12 protein-coding genes are annotated in these 15473 nt (G+C 69.1%); 3 read left to right on the top strand and 9 right to left on the bottom strand.

The window, feature by feature from the left end; genetic code table 11:
* Nucleotides 1–160 precede the first annotated feature (160 nt).
* Together U4012_RS24785 and U4012_RS24780 are read right to left on the bottom strand one after the other, a co-directional pair.
* Nucleotides 161–706 (bottom strand): hypothetical protein, encoded by a 546-nt coding sequence (locus tag U4012_RS24785; RefSeq protein ID WP_321802055.1) that lies wholly within the window; start codon nucleotides 704–706, stop codon nucleotides 161–163.
* Between the two features lie 323 nt (nucleotides 707–1029).
* Nucleotides 1030–2556, bottom strand: coding sequence for an aldehyde dehydrogenase family protein (locus U4012_RS24780; RefSeq protein WP_124486843.1), 1527 nt, complete (start codon nucleotides 2554–2556; stop codon nucleotides 1030–1032).
* A gap of 317 nt (nucleotides 2557–2873) precedes the next feature.
* Here U4012_RS24780 and U4012_RS24775 point away from each other — a divergent pair, with 317 nt between their 5' ends.
* Nucleotides 2874–3302, top strand: coding sequence for a pyridoxamine 5'-phosphate oxidase family protein (locus U4012_RS24775; protein WP_124486842.1), 429 nt, complete (start codon nucleotides 2874–2876; stop codon nucleotides 3300–3302).
* Nucleotides 3303–3389: 87 nt separating this feature from the next.
* Here the strand turns inward: U4012_RS24775 and U4012_RS24770 are convergent, their stop codons facing one another.
* Entirely contained in the window at nucleotides 3390–4997 is a 1608-nt protein-coding gene (locus U4012_RS24770) for an MFS transporter (protein WP_321802054.1), read from the bottom strand.
* A 150-nt stretch (nucleotides 4998–5147) separates the two neighbouring features.
* Here U4012_RS24770 and U4012_RS24765 point away from each other — a divergent pair, with 150 nt between their 5' ends.
* Entirely contained in the window at nucleotides 5148–6032 is an 885-nt protein-coding gene (locus tag U4012_RS24765; RefSeq protein WP_321802053.1) for a LysR family transcriptional regulator, read from the top strand.
* 51 nt (nucleotides 6033–6083) lie between these two features.
* Here the strand turns inward: U4012_RS24765 and eutC are convergent, their stop codons facing one another.
* The 4 genes from eutC to U4012_RS24745 form a co-directional block, all read right to left on the bottom strand.
* Nucleotides 6084–6875, bottom strand: a complete 792-nt coding sequence (gene eutC, locus U4012_RS24760) for an ethanolamine ammonia-lyase subunit EutC (RefSeq protein ID WP_044848389.1) — start codon at nucleotides 6873–6875, stop codon at nucleotides 6084–6086.
* Entirely contained in the window at nucleotides 6872–8269 is a 1398-nt protein-coding gene (locus tag U4012_RS24755) for an ethanolamine ammonia-lyase subunit EutB (protein ID WP_321802052.1), read from the bottom strand. Before U4012_RS24755 ends, eutC begins: the two co-directional genes overlap by 4 nt.
* Before the next feature lie 106 nt (nucleotides 8270–8375).
* Nucleotides 8376–9788 (bottom strand): ethanolamine permease, encoded by a 1413-nt coding sequence (eat, locus tag U4012_RS24750; protein ID WP_321802051.1) that lies wholly within the window; start codon nucleotides 9786–9788, stop codon nucleotides 8376–8378.
* Nucleotides 9789–10005: 217 nt separating this feature from the next.
* A complete protein-coding gene (locus tag U4012_RS24745; RefSeq protein WP_044848392.1) occupies nucleotides 10006–11469 on the bottom strand; it encodes a mechanosensitive ion channel in 1464 nt (487 codons plus the stop codon).
* A 278-nt stretch (nucleotides 11470–11747) separates the two neighbouring features.
* On the opposite strand from U4012_RS24745, the gene U4012_RS24740 reads away from it, so the two are divergent.
* Complete coding sequence (locus tag U4012_RS24740; protein ID WP_321802050.1) at nucleotides 11748–12626, top strand: AraC family transcriptional regulator; 879 nt, start codon at nucleotides 11748–11750, stop codon at nucleotides 12624–12626.
* Nucleotides 12627–12893: 267 nt separating this feature from the next.
* On the opposite strand, the gene U4012_RS24735 is transcribed toward U4012_RS24740, so the two are convergent.
* Entirely contained in the window at nucleotides 12894–13271 is a 378-nt protein-coding gene (locus tag U4012_RS24735; protein ID WP_321802049.1) for a zinc ribbon domain-containing protein, read from the bottom strand.
* 13 nt (nucleotides 13272–13284) lie between these two features.
* On the bottom strand, nucleotides 13285–15465 hold the full coding sequence (locus U4012_RS24730; protein WP_321802048.1) for a heavy metal translocating P-type ATPase: 2181 nt from the start codon (nucleotides 15463–15465) through the stop codon (nucleotides 13285–13287).
* Nucleotides 15466–15473 lie beyond the last annotated feature (8 nt).

Raw genomic sequence — 15473 nt, 5'->3', positions numbered from 1 at the left:
CACGTCCAACACGCAAGTCCCGTGCCGATCCGCGTTCTCCGGCGACAAGCCCGTCATTCAACGCCGTGCGGCCGATGCGCGCCATGCGGGCGCACCCGGAGGCGGCATGCCGCGCACCGCGCGGGTGCGGCATGCGTGCCGCCGGCCGCCCGGCGACGCGCTACGCGCCCGGCCGCAACCGCACGACCCGCGTGCCGCAGTTGCCGTACGCCTGCGCGACCGCCAGTTCGACGATCGGACTGCCCGCCGGCCAGGGCGCCGCGTCCGCTTCCGGCAGATCGGTGCGCAACGTCGCGCGGCCGTTGATCCGGTAGCGGATGCCGCGCACGAAATCGATGAACAGCAGCCCGACGCCGCAGCCGTCGCACGCCAGCGCATCGAGCCGGTGGCCGCCGTGCGCCGGCAGCGCGAAGCGCAGCGTCTTCGTGTCGATCACGCGCACGACCGGCCATAGATCGCCGTTCGCGTCGCGCATGCCCTGCACGATGTCGCAGGTCATGCGCGCCGGGGCCGGGCCGCCGCTCGTCGTGCCGACGAACATGAACGGCTGCGATTCGACGAACTGGCGCACACCGATGCTCAGCCGCGTCGTCACGACGTCGCTCATCCGCTCGGCTTCGTCGGCGACGCCGAAGCGGTGATGCGCGTCGAGCTCGCCCGCGTGAAACACCGGGTGACGCGGATAGGATCCGGGCAGTTCTGACATGCTGGTTTCCGTCGGGGCCATCGGGGTGCGATACGGGCACGATACGGGCGCGAACGCGCACCGGCCGGTGCGAATGCCGACGCCCGTATCGAAGGTCGGAACACGAAAACGGCGAAGTGCCGGACGAACCGGCGCCAGCGCATTGCCGCCTCGCCGCGGACGCCGCCCGACGGCCGAAGGCTGGACAGCCAGCGCCCGACCGCCGCACCTTCCACGGCAAGCCGGCACCGGACGCGTCGCCGTCGTCCGGCACCGGCCGCCGTACCGGGCAGCGTTGCGCTGCCGCCCGTCCGGCCCCGGCACTTCGCCCCCTGCTGCGGCGATCAGAAGAACCCGAGCGCCTCGGCCTGGTAGCTGACCAGCAGGCACTTCGTCTGCTGATAGTTCGACAGCGCCATCTTGTGCGTCTCACGGCCGATGCCGGACTGCTTGTAGCCGCCGAACGCCGCGTGCGCCGGGTACAGGTGGTAGCAGTTGGTCCACACGCGGCCGGCCTCGACCTCGCGGCCCATCCGGTACGCACGCGTGCCGTTGCGCGTCCACACGCCCGCGCCGAGCCCGTAGAACGTGTCGTTCGCGAGTTCGATCGCCTCCTGCTCGTCCTTGAACGTCATCACCGACGCGACCGGCCCGAAGATCTCTTCCTGGAACACGCGCATCTTGTTGTTGCCGAACAGCATCGTCGGCTTCACGTAATAGCCCGTGCCGAGGTCGGCGGCCGGTGCCGTGCGCTCGCCGCCCGTCAGGCATTGCGCGCCTTCGTCGCGGCCGATGTCGATGTACGACAGGATCTTGTCGAGCTGCTGCTGCGACGCCTGCGCGCCGATCATCGTCTGCAGGTCGAGCGGGTGGCCGCCCTTGATGCGCTCGACGCGCGCGACAGCCTTCTCGATGAAGCGTTCGTAGATCGATTCCTGGATCAGGATCCGCGACGGGCACGTGCACACTTCGCCCTGGTTGAGCGCGAACATCGCGAGGCCTTCGAGCGCCTTGTCGAGGAACGCGTCGTCCTGGTCGAGCACGTCGGCGAAGAAGATGTTCGGGCTCTTGCCGCCCAGTTCGACCGTCGACGGGATCAGGCTCTCGGCCGCCGCGCGCAGGATGTGCTTGCCGACCGGCGTGGAACCGGTGAACGCGATCTTCGCGATCCGCTTGCTGGTCGCGAGCGCCTCGCCCGCTTCCTTGCCGAAGCCGCTGACGATGTTGATCGTGCCGGCCGGGAACAGGTCGCCGATCAGCTCCATCAGCACCAGCACCGACGCGGGCGTCTGCTCGGCCGGCTTCATCACCACGCAGCAGCCGGCCGCGAGCGCCGGTGCGAGCTTCCACGCGGCCATCAGCAGCGGGAAGTTCCACGGGATGATCTGGCCGACGACGCCGAGCGGCTCGTGGAAGTGATACGCGACGGTGTTGTCGTCGATCTCGGAAATGCCGCCTTCCTGCGCGCGGATACAGCCCGCGAAATAGCGGAAGTGGTCGATCGCGAGCGGCAGGTCGGCCGCCATCGTCTCGCGCAGCGGCTTGCCGTTGTCGATCGTCTCGGCCACCGCGAGCAGCTTCAGGTTCTTTTCCATCCGGTCGGCGGCGGCGAGCAGCAGGTTCGCGCGCTCGGTGACCGACGTCTTGCCCCACTTGCGGCGCGCGGCGTGCGCGGCATCGAGTGCGACCTCGATGTCGTCGGCGCTGGAGCGCGGCACGCGGCAGAACGGCTTGCCGTTGATCGGCGACACGTTCTCGAAATACTCGCCCTTCACCGGCGGAACCCACTTGCCGCCGATGTAGTTGTCGTACTGCTGACGGTACGGGTATTCGACGTCGAGGCCCAGTTGTTTCAGGTCAAACGGGTTCATACATGTCTCCTGTTCATCGTGCTTGTGTGAATGCAGCGCCGGTTGGATCGCGCTGCACGGTTTACGCAACATGCGTGCCAAACCGGGCGAAAACGGAACAGGAGCGGTGCGTCCGGGCGCCCGCCGGGGGCGATGCCGGCGCATCGAACACAAGTGTCCCGATTCTGAACACCGGGACGGCACAGCGGGTACGACGGGTGTTCGGATTTTTCACAGCGCAGCTGCGCAGGCACCGCTGCGCGCCACGCTCGCCGCATGGCATGTCGCTTGCGTACGGAACGCGGATCCGCACGCATCGGCCACGCGCCGACCGAACCATGAACCAACCGGGCCCCTTGAGCGACGATGTCGTCGCGTTCATCCATGAACAGGCATTCCTGATCGTCGCGACCGCGAACGCGGCGGGCGACGCCGACTGCTCGTATCGCGGCCGGCAGCCGCGCGCGGACGGTTCGTTCGCCCCGCTCGTCGACCTGCCCGATCGCCGCACGCTCGTGCTGCCCGACTTCGCGGGCAACAACCTGTTCAACACGATCGGCAACCTGCTCGTGAATCCGGCGATCGCACTGCTGTTCGTCGATTTCGTCCGGCAGACGACGTGGCTCGTGCAGGGGCGCGCGACGATCGACGAAGAGGCGGGAAGCCGCGCGCAGCTGTGGCCGGATGCGCTGCGTTATGTGGTCGTTGACGTGGAAAGCGCGCACGCGCGGGCCGATGCGGAATTGCCGCCGCTCGTGCTGGCGTGAGGCGCCGCACCATGCCGCCGTCGCGGCAAGGCGGGCGCGCATGAGGCGCTGCGGCCGCTTGCGCAAACGCGCCCGCTCACCGCACACTCACCGCCCGCTTGCTTCCACGCAAGCCGGTTCGGTCCGGCGACGCGCCCGCGCGTCGGTATGCGCCTGTTCGCCGTCATCGCCGCGCGCTTCCGCCACCGCCGGCCGTGCACCGAGAAACGCGAACACCACCACCGCACACAGCACCGTGACGACCGCGAGCCCGATCAGCAGCCGATCGAATGCATGCACATAGCTCGCGAGCAGCGCCGCACGACCGACGCCCGGCAACCCGGCCGCCGCACCGGCGAGATCACCGGTCGCGAGGCGCGCGGCCGCCCGCAGCGTCGCGTCGGAGGTCCCCGCCGCCGCCTGCCGCAAATCGGCGTGCGCGAGGGTCGCCAGCACCGCGCCGGCGATCGCTAACGCGATCCCTTCGCCCGCCACGCGCGTCGTGCTGAAGATCCCGGTCGCCATCCCCGCGCGCTCCTTCGGCACGACGCTGACCGACAGCCCGTCCATCAGCCCCCACGGCATGCCAGCCCCGACGCCGATCGCGAGCATCGGCGCGATCGCCGCCGGCCCCGCGCCGCCGCGCAGCGCGACGCCCAGCCATACGAGGCCCGCCGCCGCGAGCAGGAGCCCGAGCCCCGAGATCACGCCGGCCGACAGCCAGCGCGTGAGCGTCGCCGCGACGAGCGGCACGACGAGCATCGGCGCGGAGATCGCGAGCATCAGCCAGCCCGCGTCGATTTCGCTGAAACCGTCGATGCCGATGAAGCGCAGCGGCAGCACGACGAGCAGCACGATGTAACAGCAGCAGGTCGACACCGGCAGCACCTGCACGCCGACGAAGCGCGGAATCCGGAACAGCGACAGGTCGAGCATCGGCCGCGCGACGCGCGTCTCGATCGCGACGAATGCGCACGCGCCGAGCGCCGCGCCCGCCAGCAGCACAACGACGAGCGGATGCGTCCAGCCGCGCGCGGGTGCCTCGATCACGCCGAACGTGAACAGCGTGAGCGCGGCGGTGAACGCTGCGGTGCCGGGCCAGTCGAGCCCCGTCGCGTGCGGATCGCGCGACTCGTGCATGCGCGGCAGCCCGAACCCGAGCGACGAGGCGCCCGCCGCCGCGCCCGTGACGAAGATCGCACGCCAGCCACCGTGCGCGATCAGCCAGCCGGCGAGCACCGGCCCGAACGCGAGCCCGATGCCGAAGGTCGTGCCGAGCAGGCTGAACGCACGCGTGCGCGCCGCGCCGTCGAACTCCTGCGCCAGCGCGGCCGTGCCGCCCGCGAGCGCCGCGGCCGCCGCGAGCCCTTGCGCGGCACGCAGCAGGTCGACCGCGAGCATCGACGGCGCGAACGCGAGCGCAACCGACATCAGCGTGAAGCCGCCGACGCCGATCGCGAACACGCGCTTGCGGCCGAACTGGTCGGCCAGCGCGCCCGCCGCCATCAGGAAACTGCCGAACGCGAGCATGAACGCGTTGGTGATCCAGTTCATCGCGACCGGGCCGCCGTGCAGGTCGCGGCCGATCGCGGGCGTCGCGACCGCGCCGCCCGAAAACGACAGCGGCAGCGCGACGGCGGCCATGCAGACCGCGGCCAGCACCCACGCGCGCCGGCGTGCCGACGTGGCTGAATCGGCTGAAAACGGGTGATCCATCATTGCTCCTCGAAAAGCCGGCGCGGATGCGCCTCAAGCGCGATCAAGGATAATTTCGATTCAATCACCGAAAAACAACGCGTTGCTCCGTATATAACGGACTAAAATTCCTCAATTCACCGCATCGCATCCGCTCGCCCGCCTACGTCGATGGAAAACCTGAACGGCATCGCCGCCTTCGTCCGCACCGCCGAAGCGCTCAGCTTCGTCGCGGCCGGCCGCGCGCTCGGCATCTCGGCGTCCGCCGTCGGCAAGACGATCGCGCGGCTCGAGCAGTCGCTCGGCGTGCGCCTGTTCAACCGCACGACGCGGCGCGTCACGCTGACCGACGAAGGGCGCCATTTCTACGAACGCTGCCAGCGGATCCTCGAGGATTTTCGCGACGCGGAGGCGACCGTGACGGCCGCCGCGCAGCACCCGCGCGGCAAGCTGCGCGTGAGCCTTCCGGTGATCGGCTACCGGTTCCTGCTGCCGGTGCTGCCCGAATTCAGGCAGCGCTATCCGGACGTCGAGCTCGACCTGGATTTCAACGACCGGATGGTCGATGTCGTCGAAGGCGGCTTCGACGCGGTGATCCGCAGCGGCCCGCTGTCGGATTCGAGCCTGATGTCGCGGCGGCTCGGCCCGTTCGCGTTCGTGCTGTGCGCGACGCCCGCGTATCTTGCGCAGGCCGGCACGCCGCGGGCGCCGCGGGATCTCGAAGCGCACGATTGCGTGCGCTACTGTTTCCCGACCACCGGCAAGCTGCAGGACTGGGCGCTCGCCGCCGACGACGGCACGCCGCTGAAGCTGCGCACCGCGATGACCTGCAACAACATGGAAGCGCTGCGCGGCGCGGTGATGGCGGGGCTCGGCATCGGCTACATGCCCGATTTCCTCGCGCGCGACGCGCTGGACACAGGTGCGCTCGTCACGGTGCTCGACGACTACCGGATCGCGCCGGGGCAGTTCTCGATCGTGTGGCCGTCGAGCCGGCGGCTGTCGCCGAAGCTGCGCGTGTTCGTCGACTTCCTGTGCGAGCGGCTGTTCAAGTAGACGGACGGCGCGGTCGCGCCATCGATCCGCATCAATCCGCGCCAATCCGCCTCAATCCGCGCCGATCCGCTCCGCTTCCGCCTGCGGCAACAGCGCATCGCTGTCGTCCTTCAGCCCGACGCCCGTGAGGCCGAGCCGGCGCGCGTGCGTCATCAGGTAATGCAGCTTGTGCGCGGCCGCGGCGTGCGGCAGCCCTTCGGGCCGCACGTTCGAGATGCAGTTGCGCAGCGCGTCGTGACAGCCGACCTTCGGCGCCCAGGTCAGGTACACGCCGAGGCTGTCCGGCGAGCTGAGCCCCGGCCGTTCGCCGATCAGCATCGCGACGACCTGTGCGCGCAGCAGTTCGCCGATCTCGTCGCCGAGCGCGACGCGCGCCTGCGTCGCGACCACCACCGGGCCGATCCGCCAGCCGTCCGCTTCGAGCCGCGGGCACACGGCCTGCAGCAGCGGCAGCGCCTGCTTCGCGGCCGCGAACGCCGACAGCCCGTCGCCGACCACGAACACCACCTCCGGCGCGTCGTCGAGCGCCGCGCCGTAGCCGGCCAGCAGCGCGCGTCCGTCATCGGACAGCTTGCGGCCGAGATCGGGCCGGCGCAGGTAATGCTGGCGGTCGGGCGCCGCGCTCTGCACGCCGAGCGTCGCGAAGCCGGCCGCGTCGATCTCGCGGCGCAGCGCGTCCGCGTCGAGCGGCTGGTGCACCGCGTCGCGCGCCTGCGCGTGCGACAGGTTGAACGCGAGCAGCGGCGCGGTCGGCAGGCTGCTGCCCGCGCGGCCGAGCGCGATCCGCGCGTTCGTGAACGACTTCAGCTGCGCCCACGGGTTCTTTTCGACGGCGTCGCTCATGCCGAAATCCCCATCCAGTCGTTCGCGCCCGCGAGCAGCGGCACGCGCGCGCTCGCGGCGCGCAGCGCGCCGCGCGCGTCGGCGATCTCCATCGTCTCCAGCCATTCCTCGAACTCGGGCGCGCGGCGCAGGCCGAGCACCTCGCGCACGTAGAGCTGGTCGTGAAACGACGTGCTTTGATAGTTCAGCATCACGTCGTCCGCGCCCGGGATGCCCATGATGAAGTTGATGCCGGCCGCGCCCAGCAGCGTCAGCAGCGTGTCCATGTCGTCCTGGTCGGCTTCCGCGTGATTCGTGTAGCAGATGTCGCAGCCCATCGGCACGCCGAGCAGCTTGCCGCAGAAGTGATCCTCGAGCCCCGCGCGGATGATCTGCTTGCCGTCGTACAGGTATTCGGGCCCGATGAAGCCGACCACCGTGTTCACGAGGAACGGATCGAACTTGCGCGCGACCGCATACGCGCGCACCTCGCAGGTCTGCTGGTCGACGCCGAAATGCGCGTTCGCCGACAGCGCGCTGCCTTGCCCCGTCTCGAAGTACATCAGGTTGTTGCCGACGGTGCCGCGCTTGAGCGACAACGCGGCCTCGCGCGCCTCGCCGAGCAGCGCGAGCGAGATCCCGAAGCTCGCGTTCGCCTTCTCGGTGCCCGCGATCGACTGGAACACCAGGTCGACCGGCGCGCCCTTCTCGATCGCCGCGATCGTGTTGGTCACGTGCGTGAGCACGCACGACTGCGTCGGCACGCCGTAGCGTTCGCGGAACCCGTCGATCATCGCGAGCAGCTTCACGATCGCCGCGAGGCTGTCGGTCGCCGGGTTGATGCCGATCATCGCGTCGCCGCAGCCGTACATCAGCCCGTCGAGCATCGACGCGGCAATGCCCTTCACGTCGTCGGTCGGATGGTTCGGCTGCAGCCGCACCGACATCCGGCCGGCCAGCCCGACCGTGTTGCGAAAGCGCGTGACGACGCGGCGCTTGCGCGCGGCCGCGATCAGGTCCTGGTTGCGCATCAGCTTCGACACGGCCGCGACCATCTCGGGCGTGAGGCCCGGCGCGATCCGTTCGAGCGCGGCACCGTCGGCCGCGGGCGACAGCAGCCAGTTGCGGAAGTCGCCGACGGTGAGGTGCGAGATCTCCGCGAACGCGGCCGCGTCGTGATCGTCGAGGATCAGGCGCGTGACCTCGTCGTGTTCGTACGGAATCAGCGCTTCGTTCAGGAACGCCTTCAGCGGCACGCCCGCGAGCGCGATCTTCGCGGCCACGCGCTCCTCCTCGCTCGCCGCCGCAACGCCGGCGAGCTGATCGCCCGAGCGCAGCGGGCTCGCCTTCGCGAGCAGCGTCTTCAGGTCCGCGAAACGGTACGTGCGCGGACCGATCGTCTCCGTGTAGGACATCGTTCGAATCTCCTTGCCAGTCCTTGCCTTGCCTGACGCCGACGGCGCGCCCGTTCGACGGGGCGCGCCGCATGCCGTCACGAACGGCCGTTCGGGTCGGCCATCCTCATTCCTCGAGCAGCGCGTCGCCCGGTGCGCTCGCACGCTGCGAACGGGTCGCGAGGAAGTACGCGTAGCCGAGCGCGAGGAACGCGATGAACACCATCGCCACCAGCCCGTTGAAGTACACCATCGTCGCAAGGCAAATCAGGGCTGCAACGATCGCGAACGCCGGGAAGAACGGGTACAGCGGCGCGCGGAACGGTCGCTCCAGGTTCGGCTGCGAGCGGCGCAGCTTGAACAGCGCCGCCATGCTTACGATATACATCACGATCGCGCCGAACACCGACATCGTCACGATGTTCGCGGTGAGCGTCTGGCCGCCGAACTGGATCAGCTCGTCGCTGTAGATCGCGGCGATGCCGACCACGCCGCCCGCGAGAATCGCGCGATGCGGCGTCTTGAAGCGCGGATGCACCTTGCCGAGCCATTCCGGCAGATAACCTTCGCGGGCCAGCGCGAAGATCTGGCGCGAATAGCCGAGGATGATCCCGTGGAACGACGCGACGAGCCCGAACAGCCCGAGCCACACGAGCATGTGCATCCAGCCGCTGTTCGCGCCCACGATGTACTTCATCGCCTGCGGCAGCGGGTCGTTGATGTTCGCGAGCTTGGTCCAGTCGCCCGCGCCGCCGGCGAACACCATCACGCCGATCGCGAGCGTGACGAGCGTCAGGATGCCGGCCACGTATGCGATCGGGATCGAGCGCTTCGGGTTCTTCGCCTCCTCGGCGGCCATCGCGACGCCTTCGATCGCGAGGAAGAACCAGATCGCGAACGGGATCGCGGCGAACATGCCGTGGAATGCGCCGACGCTGAAATGATCGGCGCCCGACCAGCCGCCCTTCATGAAGTTGCCCCACGCGAAGCCCGGCGACACGACGCCCATGAACACCAGCAGCTCGAAGATCGCGAACAGCGTGACGACCAGCTCGAACGTCGCGGCGATCTGCACGCCGACGATGTTCAGCGCCATGAACACGAGATACGCGCCCATCGCCGCGTGTTTCGGTTCGAGCCCCGGAAACTGCACGTGCAGGTACGCGCCGATCGCGAGCGCGATCGCGGGCGGCGCGAACACGAACTCGACGAGCGTCGCCGCGCCGGCGAGATAGCCGCCCGCCGGGCCGAATGCGCGGCGCGCATACGCGAACGGGCCGCCCGCGTGCGGGATCGACGTCGTCAGCTCGGTGAAGCTGAAGATGAAGGTGGTGTACATCGCCGCGACGAACAGCGCGGTGACGACGAAGCCCAGCGTGCCGGCGCTCGCCCAGCCGTAGCTCCAGCCGAAGTATTCGCCTGAAATCACGAGGCCGACCGCGATGCCCCACAGTTGCCAGGTCCCGAGCGTCTGCTGCAGCGCGGGCTGGCCGGACGACTTGGCGCCGGCGGCGGGCCGGCCATTCGACTCTGCTTTCATCGGATTCTCCTGAAAGGCGCCGGCCTGCGGGCCCGCGCGACTGAGAATCGATGCTAGAGAGTCATTAAACGACGTGTTATCGAAATTCGGCAAAGATGACGGCTGACGTTTCGCTGACGGCAACGGTGGGCGGTGGGCGGTGGGCGGCTCTCCACGAGCGTCGTGCACACACCGTCCGGCCGCGCGAAGCGGCCGGACGGCCGACGCGTCACCGGCGTTACTGACCGCCGCCGCGCTGGTTGAACCAGCGGTCGAGCAGCTTGCCGGCCGCCTCGCGGCCGCCGAGGCCGAACGACAGCGCGACCGCCACCGCGATCGCGCCGAGCACGAGACCGAACGCGAGCTGCACGATCTCGTTGGCGATGCCCATCGCGCGCAACCCCATCGCGAACACCAGGCCGAGGATCGCGAACTGCGCGATCCGTGCGAACAGCACGCTGTGCTCGCGGTCGGCCTGCTCGATCACGCGGCGCGCGAGGCCCGCGAGCCACACGCCGATCACGAGGATCACGCCGCCCGTCAGCACATGGCCGCCGAATTCGATGAACAGCGTGACGACGTCGCGCACCTGCGTGAAGCCGAGCCGGTTCGCGGCCTCCACCGATGCGAACAGCATCGCGAAGAACACGATCAGCCGCGCGACCAGCACCGACGGCTGCAGGATCCCCGAGAACACGCGCTCGACGCCGAGCACGGCCGGCAGCCCGTCGGCGCCGGCGGCTTCCAGCAGCTTCTGCGCGAGCGACGCGACGAAGCGCGCGAAATAGAACGTGACGAGCACGATCACGATCGCCGCGACGATGTCGGGCACCGCGCCGAGGAACTGGTTCAGCATGTTGGTGGCGGGAATCGAGATCGCGTCGATCTTCAGCGCGTCGAGCGCGGAGATCAGCGTCGGCACGAACACGAACACGTAGACGATGGTGCCGATCAGGCTCGACACCCGCACCGGCGTCGGGCTGTCGAGACCCTGCGTGAGGCGATCGGCGCCGGCGGCAACCAGCAGGTTCGTCACGAGGCCGCGCAGCACGCGCGCGACGACCCAGCCGACGAAGCCGATCACCGCGGCCGCGAACAGGTTCGGCACGATCGCGAGCAGCCTGTCGACCATCCCCTGCACCGGCGACAGCAGGCCGGACAGCGCGAACGACGCGAGAATCGCCGGCAGGAACATCAGGATCACGAGCCAGAACAGCACGTCGCCCAGATAGCCGCTCATCGGCTGCATGCCCGCGCTTTCGGACAGCTTGTCGTCGACCTTGCTCGCCTTCAGCGCACGGTTCGCGAGGCTGCGCAAGAGCGACGCGATCAGCCACGCGATCAGCGTCAGCGCCGCGCCGCCGATCAGGTTCGGCAGGTAGTTGACGATGTGGGTGACGAGGAGCGAGAACGGATTGGACACCGCGTACAGGTTGAGCACGTTGAAGATGCCCACCGCGGTGACGAGCAGTACGAGCCAGAACAGCCCGCCGGCGATGATCCGCTCGACGCACGCGCCCTGGCCGGTGCTTTCGTTGATCCGCTGATCGACCTTCAGCGCGTTGAGCAGCCGGAGCGCGCCGGCCCGCACCGCGACGGCGATCAGCCAGCCGATCACCAGGATGCCGATCGCGCCGGCAATCTTCGGCAGGTATCCGCCTAGCGTGGTCTGCAGCGACGTGATGAAGCTGGAAGCATCCATTTCTTCTTCTCCCGAAAAACGTGGCGTTGCGATTGAACATCGACGAACTACCTGCGTACTTCGAAAACCGTGCGTTGCCGCCCCAAGCAACTTACCCGAGAAAAATGACGCGATCACCCGATTTCACCGTCTTTAACTTTAGACATATCTCGACGGGGACGAGACCCCATTTCGGCGAAATTAAAAAGGGGCAGATTTTGTTGGCCTACGCATCTCCGCAAGATTTATCAATCGGCGGCGTGCTACCGTGACGTCGATTCCTGCCGGGGGACGCACGCATGACCGTCGACACGAAAGCCGAAACGCCCGCGTGGGCCCGCTATGCAGCACGCATCGCGCGCGTTCACGACCACATCCGCACGCACCTCGACGACACGCTCGACCTGAACCGGCTCGCCGACATCGCGTGCCTGTCGCCGTATCACTGGCAGCGCGTCTATCGCGCGCTGTACGGCGAGTCGATCGTGCTGACGGTGCGGCGGATGCGGATCGTGCGCGCATCGGAGGACCTCGTCTGCACGGCGCTGCCGCTCGACGCGATCGCCCGGCGCGCCGGCTACGGTTCGACGCACGCGTTCGCACGCGCATTTCGGGATGCTTACGGCGTGCCGCCCGCGCAGCACCGGCGCGCCGGGGTCCACCGGCCGATCTATCCGTTACAGCGAGGAGAGGAAGACATGTTCAAGCATGAAGTCGAGATCCGGCGGCAGCCGGAATTGTGCGGTTATGCGGTGGCGCATACGGGCGCTTACCTGAAGGTCGGCGACGCGTTCGGGCAGATCGGCGCGTGGGTCGGGCAGCACGGGTTGATCGGCCCCGGCGCGAAGATGATCGGGATCTTCTACGACGATCCGGACACCACGCCCGAAGCGCAATTGCGAGCGAAAGCGTGCTTCGTGCCGGCTGGCGGCGCGCCGGACGTCGAGCCGACGCCGCCGGTCGAGCGCATCACGATCGCGGGCGGCGAGTATGCGGTGCTGCTGCATACCGGGCCGTATGCGGACCTCAAGACCGCTTACCAGTGGCTGTATGGCGACTGGCTGCGTCACTCGGGCCGCGAAGCCGCCGATGCGCCGCCGTTCGAGCTGTATCTGAATACGCCGATGGATGCGGCGCCGGCCGACCTGCGCACCGAGATTCATTTGCCGCTGCGTTGAGCGGCAGGTCCCAGGTTCGGAGGCTCGGGGCTCGGGGCTCGGGGCTCGGAACTCGGGGCTCGGAACTCGGAACTCGGAACTCGGAGACTCGGAGACTCGGAGACTCGGAGACTCGGAGACTTGGAGACTCGGAGACTCGGAGACTTGGAGACTCGGAAGCTCGCTCGGAGCGAGCCCGCACGCCGTGGCCCGGCGACGCCCGTTGCAGGCGCCACGCCGCCCTTGGAGATCGGCCGTCACGCCGGCATCGAGGCCGACGCTCGAGCCTTACCCGGCCTGCGTGCCGCAGCCCGGACAGAAGCGCCCGTCAGCGGCCAGCGCCGCGTGGCAGCGGCTGCATGCCTTGCCCCGCTGCGCTACACCACACTGCGCGCAGAATCGCGCATCCGCCGCGTTGATGGCGCCGCAGCCCGCACAGGCGAGCTGACGCAGCGGCACGTTGCTGCCCGGGCCGCCCTGCGCATCGGCCGACGGCTGCCAGCCCCAGCCGTGACGATCGCGGACGCGCGCATCGTGGCCGCCATGGCCTTCCCGGCCCGCTCCGCCATGATGCCCGCCGCTACCGTGGCCGCTACCGTGGCCGCTACCATGCCCACCGCCATGACCGCCAGCGTGGCCACCCAGGATCCGTTTCAGAAAGCTCATCGCCCGCTCCTCGTCACTGCGTCCGCGCGCTGTCGAACACGCCCGTCTTCGACAGCAGCCGCAAGCCGTTGCCGACGACGATCAGGCTCGCACCCGCATCGGCGAACACGGCCATCCACATCGTGCCGAGCCCGGCGACCGTCAGGCCGAGGAACACGATCTTCACGCCGAGCGCGAAGCCGATGTTCTGCACCAGCACGCGGTGCGTCGCGCGCGACAGCCGCACGAACGCGGGAATCTTGCGCAGGTCGTCGTCCATCAGCGCGACGTCGGCCGTCTCGATCGCCGTGCCGGTGCCCATCGCGCCCATCGCGAAGCCGATGTCGGCGCGCGCGAGCGCCGGTGCGTCGTTGATCCCGTCGCCGACCATCCCGACCGCGCCCGCGCCGCCCGCCGACAATTCCTCGACCGCCGCGAGCTTGTCCTCGGGCAACTGGTTGCCGCGCGCATCGTCGATACCGGCCTGCTGCGCGATTGCCTGCGCGGTGTGCGGGTTGTCGCCGGTCAGCATCGCGGTGCGGATGCCGAGCGCGTGCAGGTCGGCGATCGCCGCGCGGCTGGTGTCCTTGATCGTGTCGGCCACCGCGAAGATGCCGAGCACGCGCGTGTCGTCGACCAGCATCACGACGCTCTTGCCCTGCCGCTCGAGTGCGTCGAGCTTCGCCTCCAGCGCCGGCGAGCAGCGTTCGAGCTCCTCGACGAGCCGGTGGTTGCCGAGCCAGTAGCGCGCGCCGTCGATCGTGCCGCGCACACCGCGCCCGACGATTGCTTCGAATTCCTCAACATCAGAGAACGCTGCCGTCTGCGCGTCACGCGCCGCCGCGGCGATCGCCTGCGACACCGGATGATCGGAGCGCGCCGCGAGGCTCGCGCCGAGATGACGCACGCGCGCCGCGTCGACGTCCGTCGCATACAGGTCGAAATCGGTCTGCACCGGCTTGCCGTGCGTGATCGTGCCGGTCTTGTCGAGCGCGAGCCACGCGAGCTTGCGGCCTTCTTCCAGATACACGCCCCCCTTCACGAGAATCCCGCGCCGTGCGGCGGCCGCGAGCCCCGACACGATCGTCACCGGCGTCGAGATCACCAGCGCGCACGGGCACGCGATCACGAGCAGCACCAGCGCGCGGTAGATCCAGTCGTGCCACGCGCCGCCCATGACGAGCGGCGGTGCCACCGCGACGAGCAGCGCGACCGCGAACACGATCGGCGTATAGACGCGTGCGAACCGGTCGACGAAGCGCTGCGTCGGCGCCTTCGCGCCCTGCGCTTCCTCGACCGCGTGGATGATCCGCGCGAGCGTCGAGTTGGCGGCAACCGCCGTCACGCGATAGTCGAACGAACCCGCCTCGTTGATCGTGCCCGCGTACACCGCATCGCCTGCCGTCTTGTCGACCGGCAGGCTCTCGCCGGTGATCGGCGCCTGGTTCACCGTCGAGCGGCCCGCGACCACTTCGCCGTCCAGCCCGATCCGCTCGCCCGGCTTCACGCGCACGATCGCGCCGAGCGCGACCCGCGCGGCCTCGATCGTGCGCCACGTGCCATCGATGTCCTGCACGGTCGCGGTGTCCGGTGCGAGCTGCATCAGGCCCTGGATCGCATTGCGCGCACGATCGAGCGACTTCGCCTCGATCAGCTCGGCGATCGTGAACAGCACCATCACCATTGCGGCTTCCGGCCACTGGCCGATCGCCATCGCGCCCGTCACCGCGATGCTCATCAGCGCGTTGATGTTCAGGTTGCCGTTACGAATCGCGATCCATCCTTTCTTGTAGGTGGTCAGCCCGCACGTGAGCACGGCAGCGAGCGCCAGCACCGCCGACAGCCACACCGGCAGGCCGGCCCAGCTCACGGCCTCGGACGCGATCGCGGCGACGCCGGCGACCGCGAGCGGCCACCACCGCTTCGCGGGCGGCGGCGCGACCGGCGTTGCCGGCGCGTCGGCCGACGCGGCCTCCGGCGTCATCCCGAGCGTACGGATCGCGCTTTCGATTGCAGGCTGCGCACCGGCCACGTGGTCGACGGTCAGCATCCGCTGCATCAGGTTGAATTCGAGCGCCGACACCTGCTGCATCCCGCCGAGCTTCTTGCGGATCAACGTTTCCTCGGTCGGGCAGTCCATCTGCATGATCCGGAACGCGGAGCGCACGTGACCCGACGCGGTCGCCCGCGCGGCCGGCAGCGGTGCGAGCGTCATCGCGGCCG

The organism is Burkholderia sp. BCC1988 (assembly GCF_905339895.1).
Taxonomy (GTDB): Bacteria; Pseudomonadota; Gammaproteobacteria; order Burkholderiales; family Burkholderiaceae; genus Burkholderia.
The sequence above is the reverse complement of the archived record's forward strand: the minus strand, read 5'-3'. Positions and strand labels throughout refer to the sequence as shown.